This is a genomic window from Ruegeria sp. G12, from assembly GCF_056533565.1.
In genome coordinates, this window is sequence record NZ_JBQFOO010000014.1 from 20,479 (window position 1) to 37,609 (window position 17,131).

The following is a 17,131-nucleotide window of genomic DNA, read 5'->3' on the forward strand; positions in this document are numbered from 1 at the left end:
CCCTTGGATTGAAGCCGAGCGACCTCGGTGGCTTTGCCGGACCACTCTTTATCTTTTTTCTACTATTTAATTATATTGCATTTCTTCTGGGCCTTTTCCTCCCCTACCTCTTTATTGCCGGTACTACCGCCGTATTGATTGCATGGTGGAAAGCCGGACAAAAATGGAGGTGGTCATCAGAACGAGTTTCTCTTGTCTTCGCAGGGGCCGCTTCGGCGTTCAGTTTGTTGACTGGTATTGGCCAACCACTGCACTTAGCCTTCACGGCAATTCTGATCGTGATTTTCACAAGACGGACCAAGGGTCGTCCTGTGTTGCACTGGATCGATGCGTTTCGCAAAGTGGAAGTCGTCTTTCTCACAATCGCTGTCATGTGGCTCTTGCCTGATTGGAATTGGGACAGGATTGACCTAAGGGATCGGTCCCTTCGAACTGAAGTTGAAATCCCACCCTATGCAACGCGATATGCCCGGGAAATGGACGAAGCTGCGATGGATGCGGCGGAACGATTTCCCGACCCGCAATCGTGTCTCGTGAACGAACAAGAGAACTCGAAGTCACCTGCGTCGTTGCGGATGGATTGGACGAAGATCCGCCAAACCAGCGAAGCTGAAGTGTGTATTTTTCGGGTACTGTCAGCCTCGGGCGGGATCACGGCGTCCCGCAGCTTCATGGAAGCGCAAGGATTTTCGATGCGACAAGACAGTTTTAGCCCTGAAAATCCTTATGTGGAACCGCGTGACGGCGCACTGCGCATTTCGGCATCGTGGTCAATTCGCAATGATGGGCCAAAGTTTCCCACACGTGGAGTCTTAGACCGAATACGAGCATCCGTACCATATGGAATGAGTGTGAATGTCTACTTCGACCAAGACGGGAACAGCGTATTGGCGGTGCAGATTGGGTACAGTACACTTTGAACGACCACCACATGCCTTCTGCGGTATGCCTCAAAAGCGAATCTGGAACGGGAGAGTTTCCTCCCAGGTCAACGTGAAGTGCATCAAAACACGCTAAGTCGTTACTCCGGCGTCGAGGTCGACGCTGGTGTTTGACGCAGAATATGTCAATTTGGATTCAATGCATACCAAAAGAAGAACCCCGGTACGTGCAACTCCGAATGCCCCTTTTCCCAAACGAAAAAGGGCCCCCCGAAGGCGACCCTCAATCGTTTTGTCCGAGAAAGGCTGAAATCAGCCGTTCACGCTGTCTTTCAGCGCCTTCGCGATGGTCATTTTCACAACCTTGTCGGCCTCTTTGGTGAAGGTCTCACCTGTGGCCGGGTTGCGAACCTGACGCTCGGGGCGTTCGCGGCAGTAGATTTTGCCGACGCCGGGCAGGGTCACTGCACCACCGGCCGAAACTTCGCGGGTGATCAGGCCGGTCACGGCCTCCAGCGCCGCATTCGCGGATTTCTTGTCGGTTCCCATTTCCTCAGCGAGAGCAGCAACCAGCTGAGTCTTTGTCATAGGCTTTGCCATTTCTTGGTCTCCTTAACGTGCCCGATGTCTTGGGCCTCACCGCGTAACTGTAACGGGATATTGTGGAGGAACACAACGAATAGTAGCGTTGAAACCCCTAAAAATATGGGCAAAACGTTGCTTTTTTGCGTCAGAGGAAGGCTGTTTCGTCAAAAGAACGCAATTTCCGGCTGTGCAGACGCTCTAACGGCATGCCGCGCAGGTGCTCCATCGCCCGGATTCCGATCGCCAGATGGCGGCTAACCTGCGTGGTATAGAAGGACGAGGCCATGCCCGGAAGCTTCAATTCCCCGTGCAGCGGCTTGTCCGACACGCACAGCAACGTGCCATAGGGCACCCGGAACCGATAGCCATTGGCAGCAATGGTGGCGCTTTCCATATCCAGCGCAATCGCCCGCGACTGGCTGAGCCGTTGCACCGGGCCGGACTGATCACGCAACTCCCAATTGCGGTTGTCGACCGAGGCGACGGTGCCGGTGCGCATGATGCGCTTCAACTCATAGCCTTCCAGTTCGGTGACCTCGGCCACCGCCTGTTCCAGCGCCACCTGAACCTCGGCCAGCGGCGGGATGGGCACCCACACGGGCAGGTCATCGTCCAGCACCTTGTCTTCGCGCAGATAGGCATGGGCCAGAACGAAATCTCCCAGCGCCTGCGTGTTCCGCAGCCCGGCGCAATGGCCGACCATCAGCCAGGCGTGCGGACGCAGGACCGCGATGTGATCGGTGGCGGTTTTGGCATTCGAGGGCCCGACGCCGATATTGACCAGTGTGATGCCCGAGCCATCCTCGCGCTTGAGGTGATAGGTCGGCATCTGCGGCAGTTTCAGCGGCTGGTCCAGAACGCCATCGGCGTCGGTGATTGCCGCATTTCCGGTCGACACAAAGCTGGTGTAGCCGCTGTCAGGGTCGGCCAGCTGCGCGCGGGCGTAGCTTTCGAACTCGGTGACGTAGAACTGGTAGTTGGTGAACAGTACGTGGTTCTGGAAATGGCTGGGGTCGGTCGCCGTGTAATGGGCCAGACGGGCCAGCGAATAATCCACGCGCTGCGCGGTGAACAGGGCCAGGGGGCCGATCTCATCCTCGGCGTCATGAATGCCGTTGACGATGTCGTCGTTGGTGGTCGTCAGATCGGGCACGTCAAACACGTCGCGCAGGGTGAATCCGGCGGCCCCCTGATGCGGCACCACCAGATCGGGGTTGTTGGCCACCGCGAAATGCACCGGGATCGGCGTGTCCGAGGCGCCGATGGTCACCGGCTGGTCATGGTTTCTGATCAGCAAGGCGATCTGCTGGACAAGGTAGGACCGGAACAGATCGGGGCGGGTGACGGTGGTGGCGTGGACACCGGGTTCTGAGACATGGCCAAAGCTCAACCGGCTGTCGACCTGAGCGTAGGACCGGGTTTTGATGCGAATTTCCGGGTAATAGGCTCTGAATCGTTCGGTTGGTGCCTCGCCGTCCATCGCTTTGGCGAAACTGTCGCACAGAAACCGGATGGCCTGTTCATAAAGCTGTTCCAGCAGCGCCACCGCCGCTGCGGGGTCGGTGAACTGTTCCGGAGCAGGCGCGTCAGGGGTTCTTATGATTGTCATGCCAAAGGCTCCAGCAGGTCGATCTTCTTAAAACTGCGCACATCCACCAACCCGAGGTCCGAGATCCGCAATTCCGGGATCACAACCAGCGCCAGCAGGGAATGCTGCATGTAAGCGTTGTTGAGCGTGCAGCCGCAGGCCTGCATCGCCTGCACCATCTCTTCTGCCTTGGCCGCGACCTGCGCGGCAGGGCTGTCCGACATCAGGCCTGCGATGGGCAATTCCACCAGCGCCAGTTCCTGACCCTCGCGGAAGATGGTGATGCCGCCGCCAACCTCGGCCAGCCGGTTGGCCGCGAGCGCCATCTGTTCGCGGTCGGTGCCCACAACGATCATATGGTGGCTGTCATGCGCCACGGTCGAGGCCATGGCCATCCGCCCCTCATACCCGAAGCCCGAGACAAAGGCATTTGTCACCCCGCCCGTGGCGCGGTGCCGTTCGACCAGCGCGATCTGGCAGACGTCGCCTTCACCCTCGACCAGCCCGCCGATAATTGGCAAGTCGGCCTTTAACGCCTTGGTCGGGGCCTGATTTTCCACAACGCCGATTACATTGGCGCGCACCCGGTTCGCCCCGGCAGGGGCTTTAATCTCAAAATCTACGCCGCTCAGCGCGTGCCCCAGATGCACCGTGTTGCGGGCCTTGTCAGGCCAGTTCAGATGCGGGCAATCGACCGTGATCGCGCCCGCCTCAGCCACGATCTGTCCCCGCGCAATCACCATCTCGATGGGCAATTCCGTCAGGTCAGAGCTGAGGATGATGTCCGCCCGCCGCCCCGGCGTGACCGAGCCGATCTCACGCTCCAGCCCGAAATGCGTGGCGGTGTTGATGGTGGCCATCTGCAACGCAACCAGCGGCTCGCATCCGCAGGCAATCGCATGGCGCACCACCCGGTTCATATGGCCGTCATTGACCAGAGTGCCCGAATGGCAGTCATCGGTGCAGAGAATAAAGTTGCGCGGGTCCAGCCCCTTTTCGGTCACGGCGGTGATCTGGTTTTCCACGTCATACCAGGCCGAGCCAAGCCGCATCATCGAGCGCATCCCCTGCCGCACTCGTGCGATGGCGTCGGCCTCGCAAGTGCCTTCGTGATCATCGGCGGGGCCGCCCGCGACATAGGCTGCAAAATCAGACCCTAAATCAGGCGAAGCATAGTGTCCGCCAACCGTTTTACCCGCCCGCTGCGTGGCCGCGATTTCGGCCAGCATCTTCGGATCGCCATGGATCACACCGGGGAAATTCATCATCTCTCCCAGCCCGATGATGCCGGGCCATGCCATCGCCTCGGCCACGTCCTCGGGGGTGATTTCATAGCCCGTTGTCTCCAGCCCCGGAGCCGACGGCGCGCAAGAGGGCATCTGGGTGAAGATGTTGACCGGCTGCATCATCGCCTCGTCATGCATCATGCGCACGCCCTCAAGTCCCAGCACATTTGCGATCTCATGCGGGTCGGTGAACATGGTGGTCGTGCCATGGGGGATCACTGCGCGGGCGAATTCGGCGGGGGTCAGCATGCCGGATTCGATATGCATATGCCCGTCGCACAGGCCGGGCAGGATATAGCGCCCTTCCGCCTCAATGACCTGCGTGTCCGGCCCGATGCAGTGCTGCGCACTTGGCCCGACAAAGGCGATCCGACCGGACGCAATCGCAACGGAATGATCCGGCAGCAGTTCCCGGCTGTGCACGTTGACCCAGATACCGCCGCGAATGACCATATCCGCCGCCTCGCGCCCGGCGGCAACAGCGATCAGACGGGGGGCGACATCGGGCCAGGTTGGGAAGGGAGTGTAGTCCATGGCTCAACTTTCCCGAATGCGCGGTCAGGTGCAACCCCGGTTATTCGGTATCATGAAAACATCACATCAGACGGACCACGGCCCGTCCGGTCCGGCACGCCCGCAGCGCGCCAGCGCTGCCCGGCCCAACCCAAGGAAATTCCCCGCAAGGGGCATTGACGCCGGGCGGGAGCGTTACCCTTCCGCCCCAATCTCATGGCGTACCCAATTGGCAAACGCCACCGCGCCGGGGGTTTCCTCGGCCTGCGGCGAGAGAAGCAGGTAATACGCCTCGGGCATCGGCGCGCGATGGGCGAACGGGGCAACCAGCAAGCCGTGCTCGATCAGGCGGCCCGCGATGGCATCGTGGGCCAGACACAGCCCGCCGCCCGCCATCACGGCGGACAGGCAGACCAAATAGGTTGTTGCATAGGTTATGGCCGGTTTTTCCCATGTCAGAGCCTGATCCTCCGCCCAGCTTGACCAGTTTGACAGCAGGTTCGAGCAATCGAACAGAGGCTGCTGCTGCAGGTTGTCCAGCGTCACCGGATAGCCGGGCGCACAGACCGGGTAGTAGAACTCGCGGCGCAACAACTCGGTCCGGACTGTATCGGCAGGTCGCAGAGAGAAGCGGATCTCGACCGCGGCCCCTTCGGCCATCTCGCGCGGCTCCCAAAGTTCAGTGAAGATGTTCAACTGCACATCCGGATGCGCCGCCCGAAAGGCGGGTAGGCGCGGGGCCAGCCAGTTCACTGCAAAACTGATGTTGCACTGGACCTGCACCGCGTTCTGCTGCGCGCCGGTGACGGCCTGGGTGCCCCGGACCAGCGTCCGAAACGCCTCACGCACGACCGGCAGATAGGTAATTCCCGCCTCGGTCAGTTCCAGCGCCTTGGGGCGCCGCAGGAACAGGGGCTGGCCCAGATGGCCTTCCAGCGACTTGATCTGCTGGCTCACCGCGCTTTGCGTCATGTTTAGGTCGCGCGCCGCGCCGGTGAAAGACAGGTGGCGGGCCGCAGCCTCGAACGTGCGCAGCCATCCCAACGGCGGAAGCTGTTTCTGCATCTGCATAACCTTGGCATAAGTTCCACTAATGGGATAGATGCGTTTTTTTCGTTGGTCAAATCGCGGGGCCGGGGGCAGGCTTTTCCACAGACCTGCCAAAGGAGCCACCCCATGAGTCTCGCCAGTCTTCGCCCCAATATGGACCATTGGCCCCAACGCGTGGACATGGCCGCCAGTTTCCGCTGGACCGCGCGCCTGAACATGCACGAGGCCGTGGCCAATCATTTCAGTCTGGCGGTGAACGAAGACGGCACGCAGTTTTTAATGAACCCTAACCAGATGCACTTTGCCCGGATTCGCGCCTCGGACCTGTTGCTGCTGGACGCCAATAACCCGGATGTGATGGACCAGCCCGGCGCGCCGGACCCGACGGCCTGGGGGTTGCACGGCTCGATCCACCGCCATTGCCCGCACGCGCGCTGCGTGATGCATGTGCATTCGATCTTTGCGACGGTGCTGGCCTCGCTGGCCGACAGTTCATTGCCGCCGATTGATCAGAACACGGCGACCTTCTTCGATCGCTACGTTGTCGACCAGGAATTCGGGGGTCTGGCGTTTGAGAGCGAGGGTGAACGCTGCGCCTCGATGCTGTCTGACCCGAAGAAAAAGGTGATGATCATGGGCAATCACGGAGTGCTGGTTCTGGGCAGCGACCCTGCGGATGCCTTTAACAGACTCTATTATTTCGAACGCGCGGCCGAGACTTACATCCACGCGCTGCAAACCGGCCAGCCCCTGCGCATATTGTCGGATGAGATCGCCGAGAAGACCGCGCAGGAACTGGACGACTACCCCGATCAGGCCGAGGCGCATCTGCGTGAGATCAAAGCGATCCTCGACGCCGAAGGCTCGGACTATGCCACGTGACTGCAATCTAGTGAGTGACAGCCATGACCGACGCGACGCAGGACCCCGAAGCCGCCCGCTGGCACTACCATCCCGAAGGGCCGGTGGGTTTGAACCCCCTGTTCAACTGGCCGCCTAGGCCGGCAGCGGTGTTGCGATGGTATAGCGGTGCGTGGCTGCAAGTCACCTCACTTACCCTGTGCATGGCGCTGGCCATTATAGCCTATGCGCTGTTTTTCCCCTCATTAGAGTCGATGAGAACCTTCGCGCCCGGCTGGATGGCCCGCATCTGGCTGCTGAACATGGTGCCGCAGATATTGGTAGCGGGCAGCCTGCACTGGTGGCTGTACATGCGCAAAGGCCAGGGCATGTACAAAAAATTCGACCGCCGAGACCTGACCCGCGACAACGGCAACTTTACCTTCCGCAATCAGGTTCTGGACAATATATGGTGGACACTTGGCAGCGCCATGACTGTCGCGACTGTCTACCAATGGGTGATCTACTGGGCGATGGCCAATGGGTGGGTTCCGACCGTCACATGGGCCAGTGCGCCGGTATGGTTCGTGATCTGGATGCTGTTCATCCCTATGTGGTCCGGGCTGCATTTCTACTGGGTGCACCGGCTGGAACATCACCCGAAGCTTTATAAACACGTCCACGCCGTGCATCACCGCAACGTCAATATCGGCCCGTGGTCAGGGATTTCGAACCACTGGTTCGAGAATATCCTCTACTTCACCACATATTTCATCCACCTGATCGTGCCCTCGCATCCTCTGCACCTTCTGTTTCACAGCTATTTCCAGCAGATCAGCCCGGTCCTGTCCCATTCCGGGTTCGAAAAGCTGAAAGCAGGCGAGACCGAGGCCGCGCGGGCCGGTGATTTCTTTCACCAGCTTCACCACCGGTATTTCGAATGCAATTATGGCACCTCGGAAATCCCGTTCGACAAGTGGTTCGGCACCTATCATGACGGGTCGGCTGAGGCGACAACCCGCACGCGGGCCTACAAGAAACAGATGTATACCTAGCTTGTGCGCAGCGCGCGCGGGGTTGTCCCGAACTCTGCCTTGAACGCCCGCGTCAGCGCGCTGGGATCGTCATAGCCTGCGCGCAAGGCAATCTCGCGGATGCTCAGGTCTGTCTCGGACACCAGCTTGCGGGCCAGATTCAGCCGCAGCCGCCGGTAGACCTGCGCTGGACCGGCCCCAAGTTCAGCCTGCATCCGCACCGACAGGGTTTTCTGTGACCGTCCGATCCGGCGGGCGATCTCGGACACCGGCAAAGGCGTTTCCAGATGTTCCTGCATCAGCGCCAGCGCCGCGTTGACGCTGCTACTGGTCGCCCCCGCACCCCCGGAATGCGACCGTGCAGAGTCGCGGGTCATGAACATCTGCGCCACCTCAAGCGCCAGCGCTTGCCCCTGATCCCGCCCAATCAGGTGCAGCACCAGATCAAAGGCCGCCATCGCGCCGGAACAGGTGATGCGGTTGCCGTCTATGACATATCGCTCGCGCACGGCCTCAACTTCGGGAAAACGCTCGGTGAAACCGACCAGTTCCTCCCAGTGAATGGTCGCGCGATGCCCGTCCAGCAGGCCAGCGCGCGCTAGCAACCAGCTGCCGGTGTCGAGGCCCACCAGCGTTTCGAACCGCCCCGCCGCAGCCCGCAGCCCGGCCTGCGTTTGCCAGCCGCCATAGGCGCGAAAGCCGTAAGACGGCATGACCATTAGCATGTCTCCGCCGGACGTCTGAAGCACCCCATGTGGCGCGACCTGCAGGCCCGAGGAGGAGGTGACCGGTCCTTCTGTCAGGGACAGGAAGCGCCAGTCATACAAGGTACGACCGGATAGAGTGTTGGCGGCCCGCAATGGCTCGACCGTGTTGGCAAGACAGTGGTTCGAGAATCCGTCAAACAGAAGCACTCCGATTTGCTGCGGTGCTGCGGGCGATTTTATCCAATCTTGCATGAAATCTGTCTATTTCTGCATGATCAAAATTTCAACCTTCGGCACCATACGCGCAAACCCAGATGCGGAGACTTCAAATGCAATATGGCCTGTCCGACGAACAGGAGATGATCGCCTCGACCGTGCGCAGTTTTGTCGAGAACGAGATCTACCCTTTTGAAGAGATTGTCGAACGCACCGGAGAGGTTCCGCAAGAGGTCGCGGATGAGATCAAGCGCAAGACCATTGAGCTGGGCTTTTACGCCTGCAACTTCCCCGAAAGCGCCGGCTGTGCAGGCCTGAACCATCTGGAGTTCGCCTTGGTCGAGCGGGAACTGGGCCGGGGTTCGATGGCGCTGACCCATTTCTTTGGGCGACCGCAGAACATCCTGATGGCCTGCGGGGGCGAGCAGGTCGAGCGGTATCTGATGCCCGCCGTCCGGGGCGAAAAGATGGACGCGCTGGCGATGACCGAACCGGGCGCGGGGTCAGACGTGCGGGGCATGAAGTGTTCCGCGGTGCGCGATGGCGGCGATTGGGTTGTCAACGGGACCAAACATTTCATCTCGGGCGCGGAGCATGCGGATTTCATCATCGTCTTTATTGCCACGGGCGAGGACCAGACAGAAAAAGGCCCTAAAAAGCGGATTACGGCGTTTCTGGTCGACCGGGGGACCCCCGGTTTCACCATTCGCGATGGCTATAAGTCCGTCAGCCACCGGGGCTACAAGAATATGGTGCTGGATTTCGACGATTGCCGCCTGCCGGATGCGCAGGTTCTGGGCGCGGTTGATGGCGGGTTTGATGTGATGAACACCTGGCTTTATGCCACGCGCATCACGGTTGCGGCCATGTCCGTGGGCCGTGCGCGGCGGGCGTTTGATCATGCGCTGGACTATGCCGCCACGCGGGAACAGTTCGGCCAGAAGATCGGCAAGTTTCAGGGCGTGTCTTTCCAGATCGCCGACATGATCACCGAGATTGATGCCGCCGACCTGCTGACCCTGGCCGCAGCGGATCGGCTGGACAAGGGTCTGCCTGCGAATCGTGAGATTGCCTCGGCCAAGCTTTACGCCTCGGAAATGCTGGCGCGGGTGACGGATGCGGCGATCCAGATCCACGGCGGGATGGGCCTGATGGACGACTATCCGCTTGAACGCTTCTGGCGCGATGCGCGGGTGGAACGCATCTGGGACGGCACCAGCGAGATCCAGCGCCACATTATCAGCCGCGACCTGCTGAGGGCGCTGGGCGCATGAAGCGCCTTCTGAACCCGTCTTCGCTGGCGGTGATCGGCGGCGGTGCGTGGTGCGCCGCCGTGATCGCTCAGGCCCGCAAGTTCGGGTTTCAGGGCGACATCTGGCCAGTTCACCCCACTGCGGAACAGGTTGGCGGCGCGCCGGCCTTTGCCACGATAGAAGACCTGCCCGAAGCGCCGGATGTGGCCTTTGTCGGGATCAACCGGCATGTAACTGTTTCGGCGGTTGCGGCCCTGTCGGCGGCGGGCGCTGGCGGTGCTGTCTGCTTTGCGTCAGGCTTCACCGAAGCGCGGGCCGAGGATGATCAGGCCGCTGACCTGCAGGCCCAACTGGTGGCGGCGGCGGGTGAGATGCCGATCCTCGGGCCCAATTGCTATGGGTTTGTCAACGCGTTGGACCGGGTGGCGGTCTGGCCCGATCAGCATGGAATGCGGGCGGTGGAGCGCGGCGTGGCGATCCTGACCCAAAGTTCGAATATCGCGATCAACATGACTATGCAGCGCCGTGCATTGCCGCTGGCCGTCATGCTGACCTGCGGGAATCAGGCGCAGACGCATCAGGCCGATCTCGCCTCGGCCCTGCTGGACGATGACCGCATCACTGCGATTGGCGTTCACATCGAAGGCTTTGGCGATCTGCGCAAGTGGGAGGCGCTGGCCCATAAGGCGCGGGCCCGGAACATCCCCATCATCGCGCTGAAAATGGGGCGGTCGCGGCAGGCGCGGGCAGCGACGATCTCTCATACTGCCTCGCTGGCGGGAGGGTACGTGGGCGCGCAGGCGTTCCTCGATCGGTTGGGCATTGCGCGGCTGGACGACATTCCCAGCTTTCTGGAGTGCCTCAAGCTGCTGCATGTCACTGGACGTTTGGATGGGAACGGGCTGGGCATGATCAGTTGCTCGGGGGGTGAGGCCAGCCTGTCCGCGGATATGGCAGAATCCCGAGACCTGCATTTTCCGCCTTTGACGGACCGGCAAAAAACGGAATTGCGCGCGGCCCTTGGCCCGATGGTGGCGCTGGCAAATCCGCTGGATTACCACACCTATATCTGGCGCGACACCGAGGCGATGACCCGCGCGTGGGCGGGGATGACCGGGCCGGATAAGGCTCTGACGCTGGCAATTGTGGACTATCCGCACACCGATCCGACGGATTGGGACTGTGCCACGCAGGCCGCGTTGAACTGCGTTGCGCAAACCGGTCGGCCTTTTGCGGTGGCGGCAACCTTGCCGGAATTGATGCCGGAATCAGTCGCGCATCGCCTGCTGGAGGGCGGTGTGGTTCCCTTTGCCGGTTTGCACGAGGCGCTGGCGGCGGTCGAAGCTGCGGCCCGACCGCTACCGGCGCAGATGGAGCCGGTGCTTTTGCCCTCTGATGCGATGGCTGATCAGGTTCTGACCGAAGCAGAAGCCAAGGCGGAGTTGGCCGATTTCGGCCTGTCCGTTCCTCGCAGTATTGTGGCGCGGGCCGAAGACACAGCGTGGGTCCGGGACCTGAAAGACCCCTTCGCGGTGAAGGGCGTCGGGCTCGCGCATAAATCCGAACATGGCGCGGTGCGCCTTAGGGTCCGAGCCTCGGAACTGGCCGAAGCCGTGCAATCGGTCGGGACAGATGAGGTTTTGATCGAGGAGATGGCCACCGGCGCGGTTGCCGAGCTTTTGATCGGCGTCACCCGAGACCCGGCGCATGGTTATGTTCTGACCATCGGCGCGGGCGGCGTTCTGACCGAAATTCTGCGCGATACGGTATCGGTCCTGATCCCCACGCCCCGCCGGACCTTGCGCCAAGCATTGGATCGCCTGGCCTGCGCGCCGTTGCTGGCAGGGTATCGCGGCAAACCTCCGGCGGATATCGGGGCCATCCTCGATGCCGCAGAGGCCGTACAGAACTATGTCATTGCCAACGCGGCATGCGTCGAAGAAGTTGAGATTAACCCGCTGATCTGCACCGCCGACGGGGCGGTTGCAGTGGATGCGCTGATCCGAAAGGCACGCTTATGACTCCGATCAAAACCCGCCGCGACGGTGCCATTCTAGAAGTCACCCTGGACCGGCCCAAGGCCAACGCGATTGATCTGGCCACCAGCCGCATCATGGGAGAGGTGTTCCGGGATTTCCGCGACGACCCAGACCTGCGTGTGGCGATCCTGACCGGCGCGGGTGAGAAGTTCTTTTGCCCCGGCTGGGACCTGAAGGCGGCAGCGGATGGCGATGCGGTGGATGGTGACTATGGCGTCGGCGGGTTCGGCGGCTTGCAGGAGTTGCGACATCTGAACAAACCGGTCATCGCCGCGATCAACGGCATCGCCTGCGGCGGCGGGCTGGAACTGGCGCTGAGCGCGGACATGATCCTGGCGGCAGACCATGCCACCTTTGCCCTGCCCGAGATTCGGTCGGGCACCGTGGCTGATGCCGCTAGCGCCAAACTGCCCAAGCGCATCCCCTATCACATCGCGATGGAACTGCTGCTGACCGGGCGCTGGTTCGATGCGGAAGAAGGCCATCGCTGGGGCCTGATCAACGAGATCACCCCCGCCGATCAATTGATGGACCGGGCATGGGAGCTGGCGCGGCTGCTGGCCAGCGGCCCCCCGCTCGTCTACGCCGCCATCAAGGAGATTGTGCGCGAGGCGGAGGATGCCAAGTTTCAGGACACCATGAACCGGATCACCAAACGGCAACTGGCGACCGTCGATGTGCTTTATGGGTCAGAGGACAATCTGGAGGGCGCGCGGGCCTTCGCGGAAAAGCGCGATCCGGTCTGGAAGGGGCGCTAGGCTTTCTCGAACAGGGCGATCAAAGCGGTGTCGTCTTTGTTCGGCCCTGCGGCGAGGTCGCCGTAGATTCGCACCTCGGACAGGTTCAGATTGCGAATCTGGTCATGGCCAAGCTGGTGCAGCACATCGGCGAAGCCCAGTTTCTGGTAATGCTGGGCGTTGATGGACAGCGCGAACTGCGCCCCATGGCGCGCGACCCGCAGTAAGGCGGGCAGGGCTTCAGGACCCAGATGGCCATGGGTGAATGTGCCGGATGAGACGATGCCGGCGTAGCTGTCATCCGGAACCGGGATGCCTGTGTTCAGATCAGCCTCAATCGCGTCGCGGTAAATATCCTTGCGCATGGCCTGATCCAGCATCTCGGCGCTGATGTCGGTCGCGTCAATCGGTCCGACCCCCAGACCCGCCAGCACGGCACCACAGAGCCCGGTGCCCGCGCCCACGTCCAGAACCGGACCTTGTCCGCCTGCGCTGACAAAAGCGCGGGCGGTGTGGATATGCAATTGATAATCCTCGATCGCGGCGAAGCCTTCGTCGTAATCCCCGGCCCATTCGGCATAGAGACGTTTGTTCTCTTCCGGTGAGGTCAGCGCATAGGCGGCGTGCAGGTCGGGTGTTTTCTGGCTCATGCCCAAAAGAAAGGCGCATTGGGGGATTCGAATCAAGTGCGTCCATCCGGCGCTTGCATCCCCGACCTGCGCAGATCATCAAGAGGGGCATGACACAGACGCTGTTTTCTTTTGGCCACGGCTATTCCGCGCAGGCCCTGTCGCGGGTTCTGAAACTCAAAGGCTGGCACATCATCGGCACCACGCGCGACGCCGATGGCACCGCCGCCATCCGCGCCTCGGGGGCCGATCCGGTGGTCTGGCCCGGAGAGACCGTTGATCTGGACGGGGTGAGCCATCTTCTGATCTCGACCGCGCCGGGCGAGCATGGCGATCCGGTTCTGGCCGCGCTGGGCCGTGAAATCGCGGAGCGCGCCGGGCAGTTCCAGTGGGTCGGCTATTTGTCGACCACTGCAGTTTACGGCGATCATCAGGGCGGTTGGGTGGATGAGAGCACCCCACCCGCACCAACCGCCAAACGGGGCCGCTGGCGGATGCTGGCCGAGCAGCAATGGTCGGCGATCCCAGGCCTGCCGGTGCATATCTTCCGGCTGGCGGGCATCTATGGTCCCGGTCGGGGACCGTTTTCCAAGCTGAAACGTGGCGGGCTGCGGCGGATCATCAAGCCGGGGCAGGTCTTTTCGCGCATTCATGTGGACGACATCGCGCAGGTGCTGGCCGCGTCGATGGCCGCGCCCAATCCGGGCGCTGTCTACAATGTCTGTGACGACGAACCGGTGCCGCCGCAGGATGTGATCGGTTATGCTGCTGAGCTGCAGGGCCTGCCTTTGCCCCCCGCCGTACCTTTCGAAGACGCCGATCTGACCCCGATGGCGCGCAGTTTCTACAATGAAAACAAGCGAGTACGGAATGATCGGATAAAGGACGAACTTGGGGTGAAACTGCTCTATCCCAATTACCGCGTGGGGCTGGAGGCCCTGATGGCTGCACGTTGATGCGGTGGCGCGGGGCTGCCTGCGATCATAATCAAAAACTATGATTGCGATCCAAAAACAAAACTTATTTGCATGATTTTGATTTGCTATGTCTTGCGGGACGAAAGACGGCAGAATCGGTGAGGCCCGGTGCCAGACGATCCCAGTTTTCGGGATTTTAATCTGGGCAAGGGTTGCACCGACATCTTGTTGTGATCTTGTTCGTTACAGATTTGACCACGCAAAAACGGCAAGACCTGAGCCAGGATTGGAGATCGATATGGACGGAAGTGATAACCCCAACATGGGCGGATGCCCTGTCATGCATGGTGCAGGCACGCGGTCGAACCGGGATTGGTGGCCGAACCAACTGAACCTGTCGATTCTGCATCAAAACTCTCCGGCCTCGAACCCGCTGGGGGCCGATTTCAACTATGCCGAGGCGTTCAAAGCGCTGGATATGAAGGCGCTGAAAGAGGACCTGTATGCGCTGATGACGGATTCGCAGGACTGGTGGCCGGCGGATTACGGTCACTATGGCGGTCTGTTCATCCGAATGGCCTGGCACAGCGCCGGCACCTATCGGACGGCGGATGGGCGCGGGGGTGCCTCGACCGGGAACCAGCGGTTTGCGCCGCTCAACAGTTGGCCGGATAACGGCAACCTCGATAAGGCGCGCCGCCTGCTGTGGCCGATCAAGCAGAAATACGGCAACCAGATTTCCTGGGCTGACCTGATGATCCTGGCTGGCAACTGCGCCATTGAATCCATGGGCGGGAAAACCTTTGGCTTCGCCGGTGGCCGCGAAGATATCTGGGCTCCCGAGGAAGACATCTATTGGGGGACCGAGACCGAATGGCTGGCCCCCACCGACAACCCGCACAGCCGCTATTCCGGTGAGCGTGATCTGGAAAACCCGCTGGCCGCCGTGCAGATGGGCCTGATCTATGTGAACCCCGAAGGACCCGATGGGGAACCGAACGTTCTGGCCTCGGGCCGCGATATCCGCGACACCTTTGGCCGGATGGCGATGAATGATGAGGAAACCGTTGCTCTGGTCGCGGGCGGCCACACTTTCGGCAAGGCGCACGGCGCGGGCGATCCCGATCTGGTCGGTCCCGAACCCGAAGCCGCCCCGATCGAGGATATGGGCTTTGGCTGGATCAACAAGTTCGGCTCGGGCAAGGGGGATGACACCACGACCTCGGGCATCGAGGGCGCATGGACCGCGAACCCGATCAAATGGGACAACGGCTATTTCGACCTGCTGTTCGGATATGATTGGAACCTGACCAAAAGCCCCTCGGGCGCATGGATCTGGGAGCCGGTGAACGTCAAGGAAGAAGACATGGCCCCTGCGGCGCATGATCCGTCCAAGAAGGTCAAAACCATGATGACCACCGCCGACATGGCGATGCGCATGGACCCGATCTATGGCCCGATCTCGAAGCGCTTCCACGAGAACCCGGACCAGTTCGCCGATGCCTTCGCCCGCGCCTGGTTCAAGCTGACCCACCGCGATATGGGTCCGCGCGCGGCCTACATCGGAGAAGAAGCCCCGACCGAGGAGCTGATCTGGCAGGACAACGTCCCGCCCGTGGATCACGATCTGATCGACGACGCGGATGTGGCCGACCTGAAAGGTAAGATCGCAGCCACAGGCCTGTCGGTCTCGGAACTGGTCTCAACCGCCTGGGCCTCGGCCTCGACCTATCGCGGGTCGGACAAGCGTGGCGGTGCCAATGGCGCGCGCATCCGTCTTGCGCCGCAAAAGGACTGGGACGTCAACGAGCCGATGAAACTCTCCAAGGCGCTGGATGCACTGGAAGGCGTGCAAAAGGCGTTCAACGACGCGCAGTCCGGCGGCAAGAAAGTGTCGCTCGCCGATGTGATCGTTCTGGCCGGAACCTTAGGCGTTGAGCAGGCGGCAAAAGCCGCAGGTCACGAGGTCGAGGTCGCGTTTGCGCCGGGCCGCACCGATGCGTCGCAGGACCAGACGGATGTGGACAGCTTTGCGGTGATGGAGCCCATCGCCGATGGTTTCCGCAACTACCAGAAGACGGACTATACCGTCTCGCCCGAGGAACTGCTGGTAGATCGCGCGCAACTGCTGGGCTTGTCCGCGCCCGAGATGACGGCGCTGGTCGGGGGCCTGCGGGTTCTGGGCGCGAATTTCGGCGACAGTAAGCACGGCGTGCTCACGGACCGCGTCGGAACGCTCAGCACGGACTTCTTCACCAACCTGCTGGACATGGGCACCGAATGGAAACCCGCGGGCAAAGGCGTCTACGAAGGCCGCGACCGCGCCAGCGGTGAGGTCAAGTGGACCGGCTCCCGCGTCGATCTGGTCTTCGGCTCGAACTCGCAGCTACGGGCGCTGGCCGAGGTCTATGGGCAGGCAGATGCGGGCGGCAAGTTCATCTGCGACTTTGTCTCGGCCTGGAACAAGGTGATGAACGCGGATCGGTTCGATCTTAAGTAGTCACGCATACCACTCACGAAACGACGCCGTCTGAGGAGACTCGGGCGGCGTTTTCTTTTGGGTGAGTCTGGGGTGGAGTCCTGCGACCGGGCGCGAATCCACCGAAACACCGCTCAATTGCGCGTTCGAAGTTGAGTTTCAGCGGATCTGCGGCCAGAAATATTAATCCAACCTATTGTTTTTGTTAACATGAGTGCGTTTCCGCTGAGAAATGTGAAGTTTTTTCAAAATGGGGGTTGCAGGTCCCGGACCCAATCCGTAAATACCCCTTCACCGGCGCTGCTGAGGCGCTTGGGACGCGGCGGAAGCGGCGGTGACACATCGGAGAGACGGTGGCATCTGAGGGAATGTTTTGG

The 17,131-nt window shown here is 61.2% G+C and carries 14 protein-coding genes; 8 read left to right on the forward strand and 6 right to left on the reverse strand.

Features of this window, described 5'->3' with window-relative positions; all coding sequences use genetic code 11:
- Positions 1–8 precede the first annotated feature (8 nt).
- Positions 9–920, forward strand: a complete 912-nt coding sequence (locus ACR0JN_RS21850; protein ID WP_480888601.1) for a hypothetical protein — start codon at positions 9–11, stop codon at positions 918–920.
- Positions 921–1,193: 273 nt separating this feature from the next.
- Here ACR0JN_RS21850 and ACR0JN_RS21855 read toward each other — a convergent pair whose 3' ends face one another.
- The 4 genes from ACR0JN_RS21855 to ACR0JN_RS21870 form a co-directional block, all read right to left on the reverse strand.
- On the reverse strand, positions 1,194–1,481 hold the full coding sequence (locus ACR0JN_RS21855) for an HU family DNA-binding protein (RefSeq protein WP_050605937.1): 288 nt from the start codon (positions 1,479–1,481) through the stop codon (positions 1,194–1,196).
- 130 nt (positions 1,482–1,611) lie between these two features.
- Entirely contained in the window at positions 1,612–3,075 is a 1,464-nt protein-coding gene (locus ACR0JN_RS21860) for an AMP nucleosidase (protein ID WP_480888602.1), read from the reverse strand.
- Positions 3,072–4,874 carry an adenine deaminase gene (gene ade, locus ACR0JN_RS21865; protein ID WP_480888603.1) on the reverse strand — a complete coding sequence of 601 codons (1,803 nt, stop codon included), beginning with the start codon at positions 4,872–4,874 and terminating at the stop codon, positions 3,072–3,074. Before ade ends, ACR0JN_RS21860 begins: the two co-directional genes overlap by 4 nt.
- A gap of 174 nt (positions 4,875–5,048) precedes the next feature.
- The gene (locus ACR0JN_RS21870) at positions 5,049–5,918 is read right to left on the reverse strand and encodes a LysR family transcriptional regulator (RefSeq protein ID WP_480888604.1); all 870 of its coding nucleotides are present in this window, start codon (positions 5,916–5,918) and stop codon (positions 5,049–5,051) included.
- A 111-nt stretch (positions 5,919–6,029) separates the two neighbouring features.
- On the opposite strand from ACR0JN_RS21870, the gene ACR0JN_RS21875 reads away from it, so the two are divergent.
- Both ACR0JN_RS21875 and ACR0JN_RS21880 read left to right on the forward strand, forming a co-directional pair.
- Positions 6,030–6,785 carry a class II aldolase and adducin N-terminal domain-containing protein gene (locus ACR0JN_RS21875; protein WP_480888605.1) on the forward strand — a complete coding sequence of 252 codons (756 nt, stop codon included), beginning with the start codon at positions 6,030–6,032 and terminating at the stop codon, positions 6,783–6,785.
- Between the two features lie 23 nt (positions 6,786–6,808).
- Complete coding sequence (locus tag ACR0JN_RS21880; RefSeq protein ID WP_480888606.1) at positions 6,809–7,798, forward strand: sterol desaturase family protein; 990 nt, start codon at positions 6,809–6,811, stop codon at positions 7,796–7,798.
- On the opposite strand, the gene ACR0JN_RS21885 is transcribed toward ACR0JN_RS21880, so the two are convergent.
- Positions 7,795–8,736, reverse strand: a complete 942-nt coding sequence (locus tag ACR0JN_RS21885; protein ID WP_480888607.1) for a GlxA family transcriptional regulator — start codon at positions 8,734–8,736, stop codon at positions 7,795–7,797. The genes ACR0JN_RS21880 and ACR0JN_RS21885 overlap by 4 nt on opposite strands.
- Before the next feature lie 77 nt (positions 8,737–8,813).
- Between ACR0JN_RS21885 and ACR0JN_RS21890 the strand changes: the two genes are divergently transcribed.
- From ACR0JN_RS21890 to ACR0JN_RS21900, 3 genes are read left to right on the forward strand one after another with little or no spacing between them, the layout of a single operon-like run.
- Positions 8,814–9,974, forward strand: coding sequence for an acyl-CoA dehydrogenase family protein (locus ACR0JN_RS21890; protein ID WP_480888608.1), 1,161 nt, complete (start codon positions 8,814–8,816; stop codon positions 9,972–9,974).
- The gene (locus ACR0JN_RS21895) at positions 9,971–11,974 is read left to right on the forward strand and encodes an acetate--CoA ligase family protein (RefSeq protein ID WP_480888609.1); all 2,004 of its coding nucleotides are present in this window, start codon (positions 9,971–9,973) and stop codon (positions 11,972–11,974) included. Before ACR0JN_RS21890 ends, ACR0JN_RS21895 begins: the two co-directional genes overlap by 4 nt.
- Positions 11,971–12,750 (forward strand): carnitinyl-CoA dehydratase, encoded by a 780-nt coding sequence (locus tag ACR0JN_RS21900; RefSeq protein ID WP_480888610.1) that lies wholly within the window; start codon positions 11,971–11,973, stop codon positions 12,748–12,750. Before ACR0JN_RS21895 ends, ACR0JN_RS21900 begins: the two co-directional genes overlap by 4 nt.
- On the opposite strand, the gene ACR0JN_RS21905 is transcribed toward ACR0JN_RS21900, so the two are convergent.
- A complete protein-coding gene (locus tag ACR0JN_RS21905) occupies positions 12,747–13,379 on the reverse strand; it encodes a class I SAM-dependent DNA methyltransferase (RefSeq protein WP_480818173.1) in 633 nt (210 codons plus the stop codon). The genes ACR0JN_RS21900 and ACR0JN_RS21905 overlap by 4 nt on opposite strands.
- An 89-nt stretch (positions 13,380–13,468) precedes the next feature.
- On the opposite strand from ACR0JN_RS21905, the gene ACR0JN_RS21910 reads away from it, so the two are divergent.
- Positions 13,469–14,314 carry an SDR family oxidoreductase gene (locus ACR0JN_RS21910; RefSeq protein WP_480888611.1) on the forward strand — a complete coding sequence of 282 codons (846 nt, stop codon included), beginning with the start codon at positions 13,469–13,471 and terminating at the stop codon, positions 14,312–14,314.
- 259 nt (positions 14,315–14,573) lie between these two features.
- The gene (katG, locus tag ACR0JN_RS21915; RefSeq protein ID WP_480888612.1) at positions 14,574–16,775 is read left to right on the forward strand and encodes a catalase/peroxidase HPI; all 2,202 of its coding nucleotides are present in this window, start codon (positions 14,574–14,576) and stop codon (positions 16,773–16,775) included.
- Positions 16,776–17,131: the final 356 nt, after the last annotated feature.

Bases quoted from the DNA above. Each gene is read 5' to 3' on its own strand.
- ACR0JN_RS21860 (WP_480888602.1), bottom strand. From the start codon at position 3,075: ATGACAATCATAAGAACCCCTGACGCGCCTGCTCCGGAACAGTTCACC.
- ACR0JN_RS21880 (WP_480888606.1), top strand. From the start codon at position 6,809: ATGACCGACGCGACGCAGGACCCCGAAGCCGCCCGCTGGCACTACCAT.
- ACR0JN_RS21910 (WP_480888611.1), top strand. From the start codon at position 13,469: ATGACACAGACGCTGTTTTCTTTTGGCCACGGCTATTCCGCGCAGGCC.
- ACR0JN_RS21905 (WP_480818173.1), bottom strand. From the start codon at position 13,379: ATGAGCCAGAAAACACCCGACCTGCACGCCGCCTATGCGCTGACCTCA.
- ACR0JN_RS21900 (WP_480888610.1), top strand. From the start codon at position 11,971: ATGACTCCGATCAAAACCCGCCGCGACGGTGCCATTCTAGAAGTCACC.
- ade (WP_480888603.1), bottom strand. From the start codon at position 4,874: ATGGACTACACTCCCTTCCCAACCTGGCCCGATGTCGCCCCCCGTCTG.
- ACR0JN_RS21870 (WP_480888604.1), bottom strand. From the start codon at position 5,918: ATGCAGAAACAGCTTCCGCCGTTGGGATGGCTGCGCACGTTCGAGGCT.
- ACR0JN_RS21890 (WP_480888608.1), top strand. From the start codon at position 8,814: ATGCAATATGGCCTGTCCGACGAACAGGAGATGATCGCCTCGACCGTG.
- ACR0JN_RS21855 (WP_050605937.1), bottom strand. From the start codon at position 1,481: ATGGCAAAGCCTATGACAAAGACTCAGCTGGTTGCTGCTCTCGCTGAG.
- katG (WP_480888612.1), top strand. From the start codon at position 14,574: ATGGACGGAAGTGATAACCCCAACATGGGCGGATGCCCTGTCATGCAT.
- ACR0JN_RS21885 (WP_480888607.1), bottom strand. From the start codon at position 8,736: ATGCAAGATTGGATAAAATCGCCCGCAGCACCGCAGCAAATCGGAGTG.
- ACR0JN_RS21875 (WP_480888605.1), top strand. From the start codon at position 6,030: ATGAGTCTCGCCAGTCTTCGCCCCAATATGGACCATTGGCCCCAACGC.
- ACR0JN_RS21895 (WP_480888609.1), top strand. From the start codon at position 9,971: ATGAAGCGCCTTCTGAACCCGTCTTCGCTGGCGGTGATCGGCGGCGGT.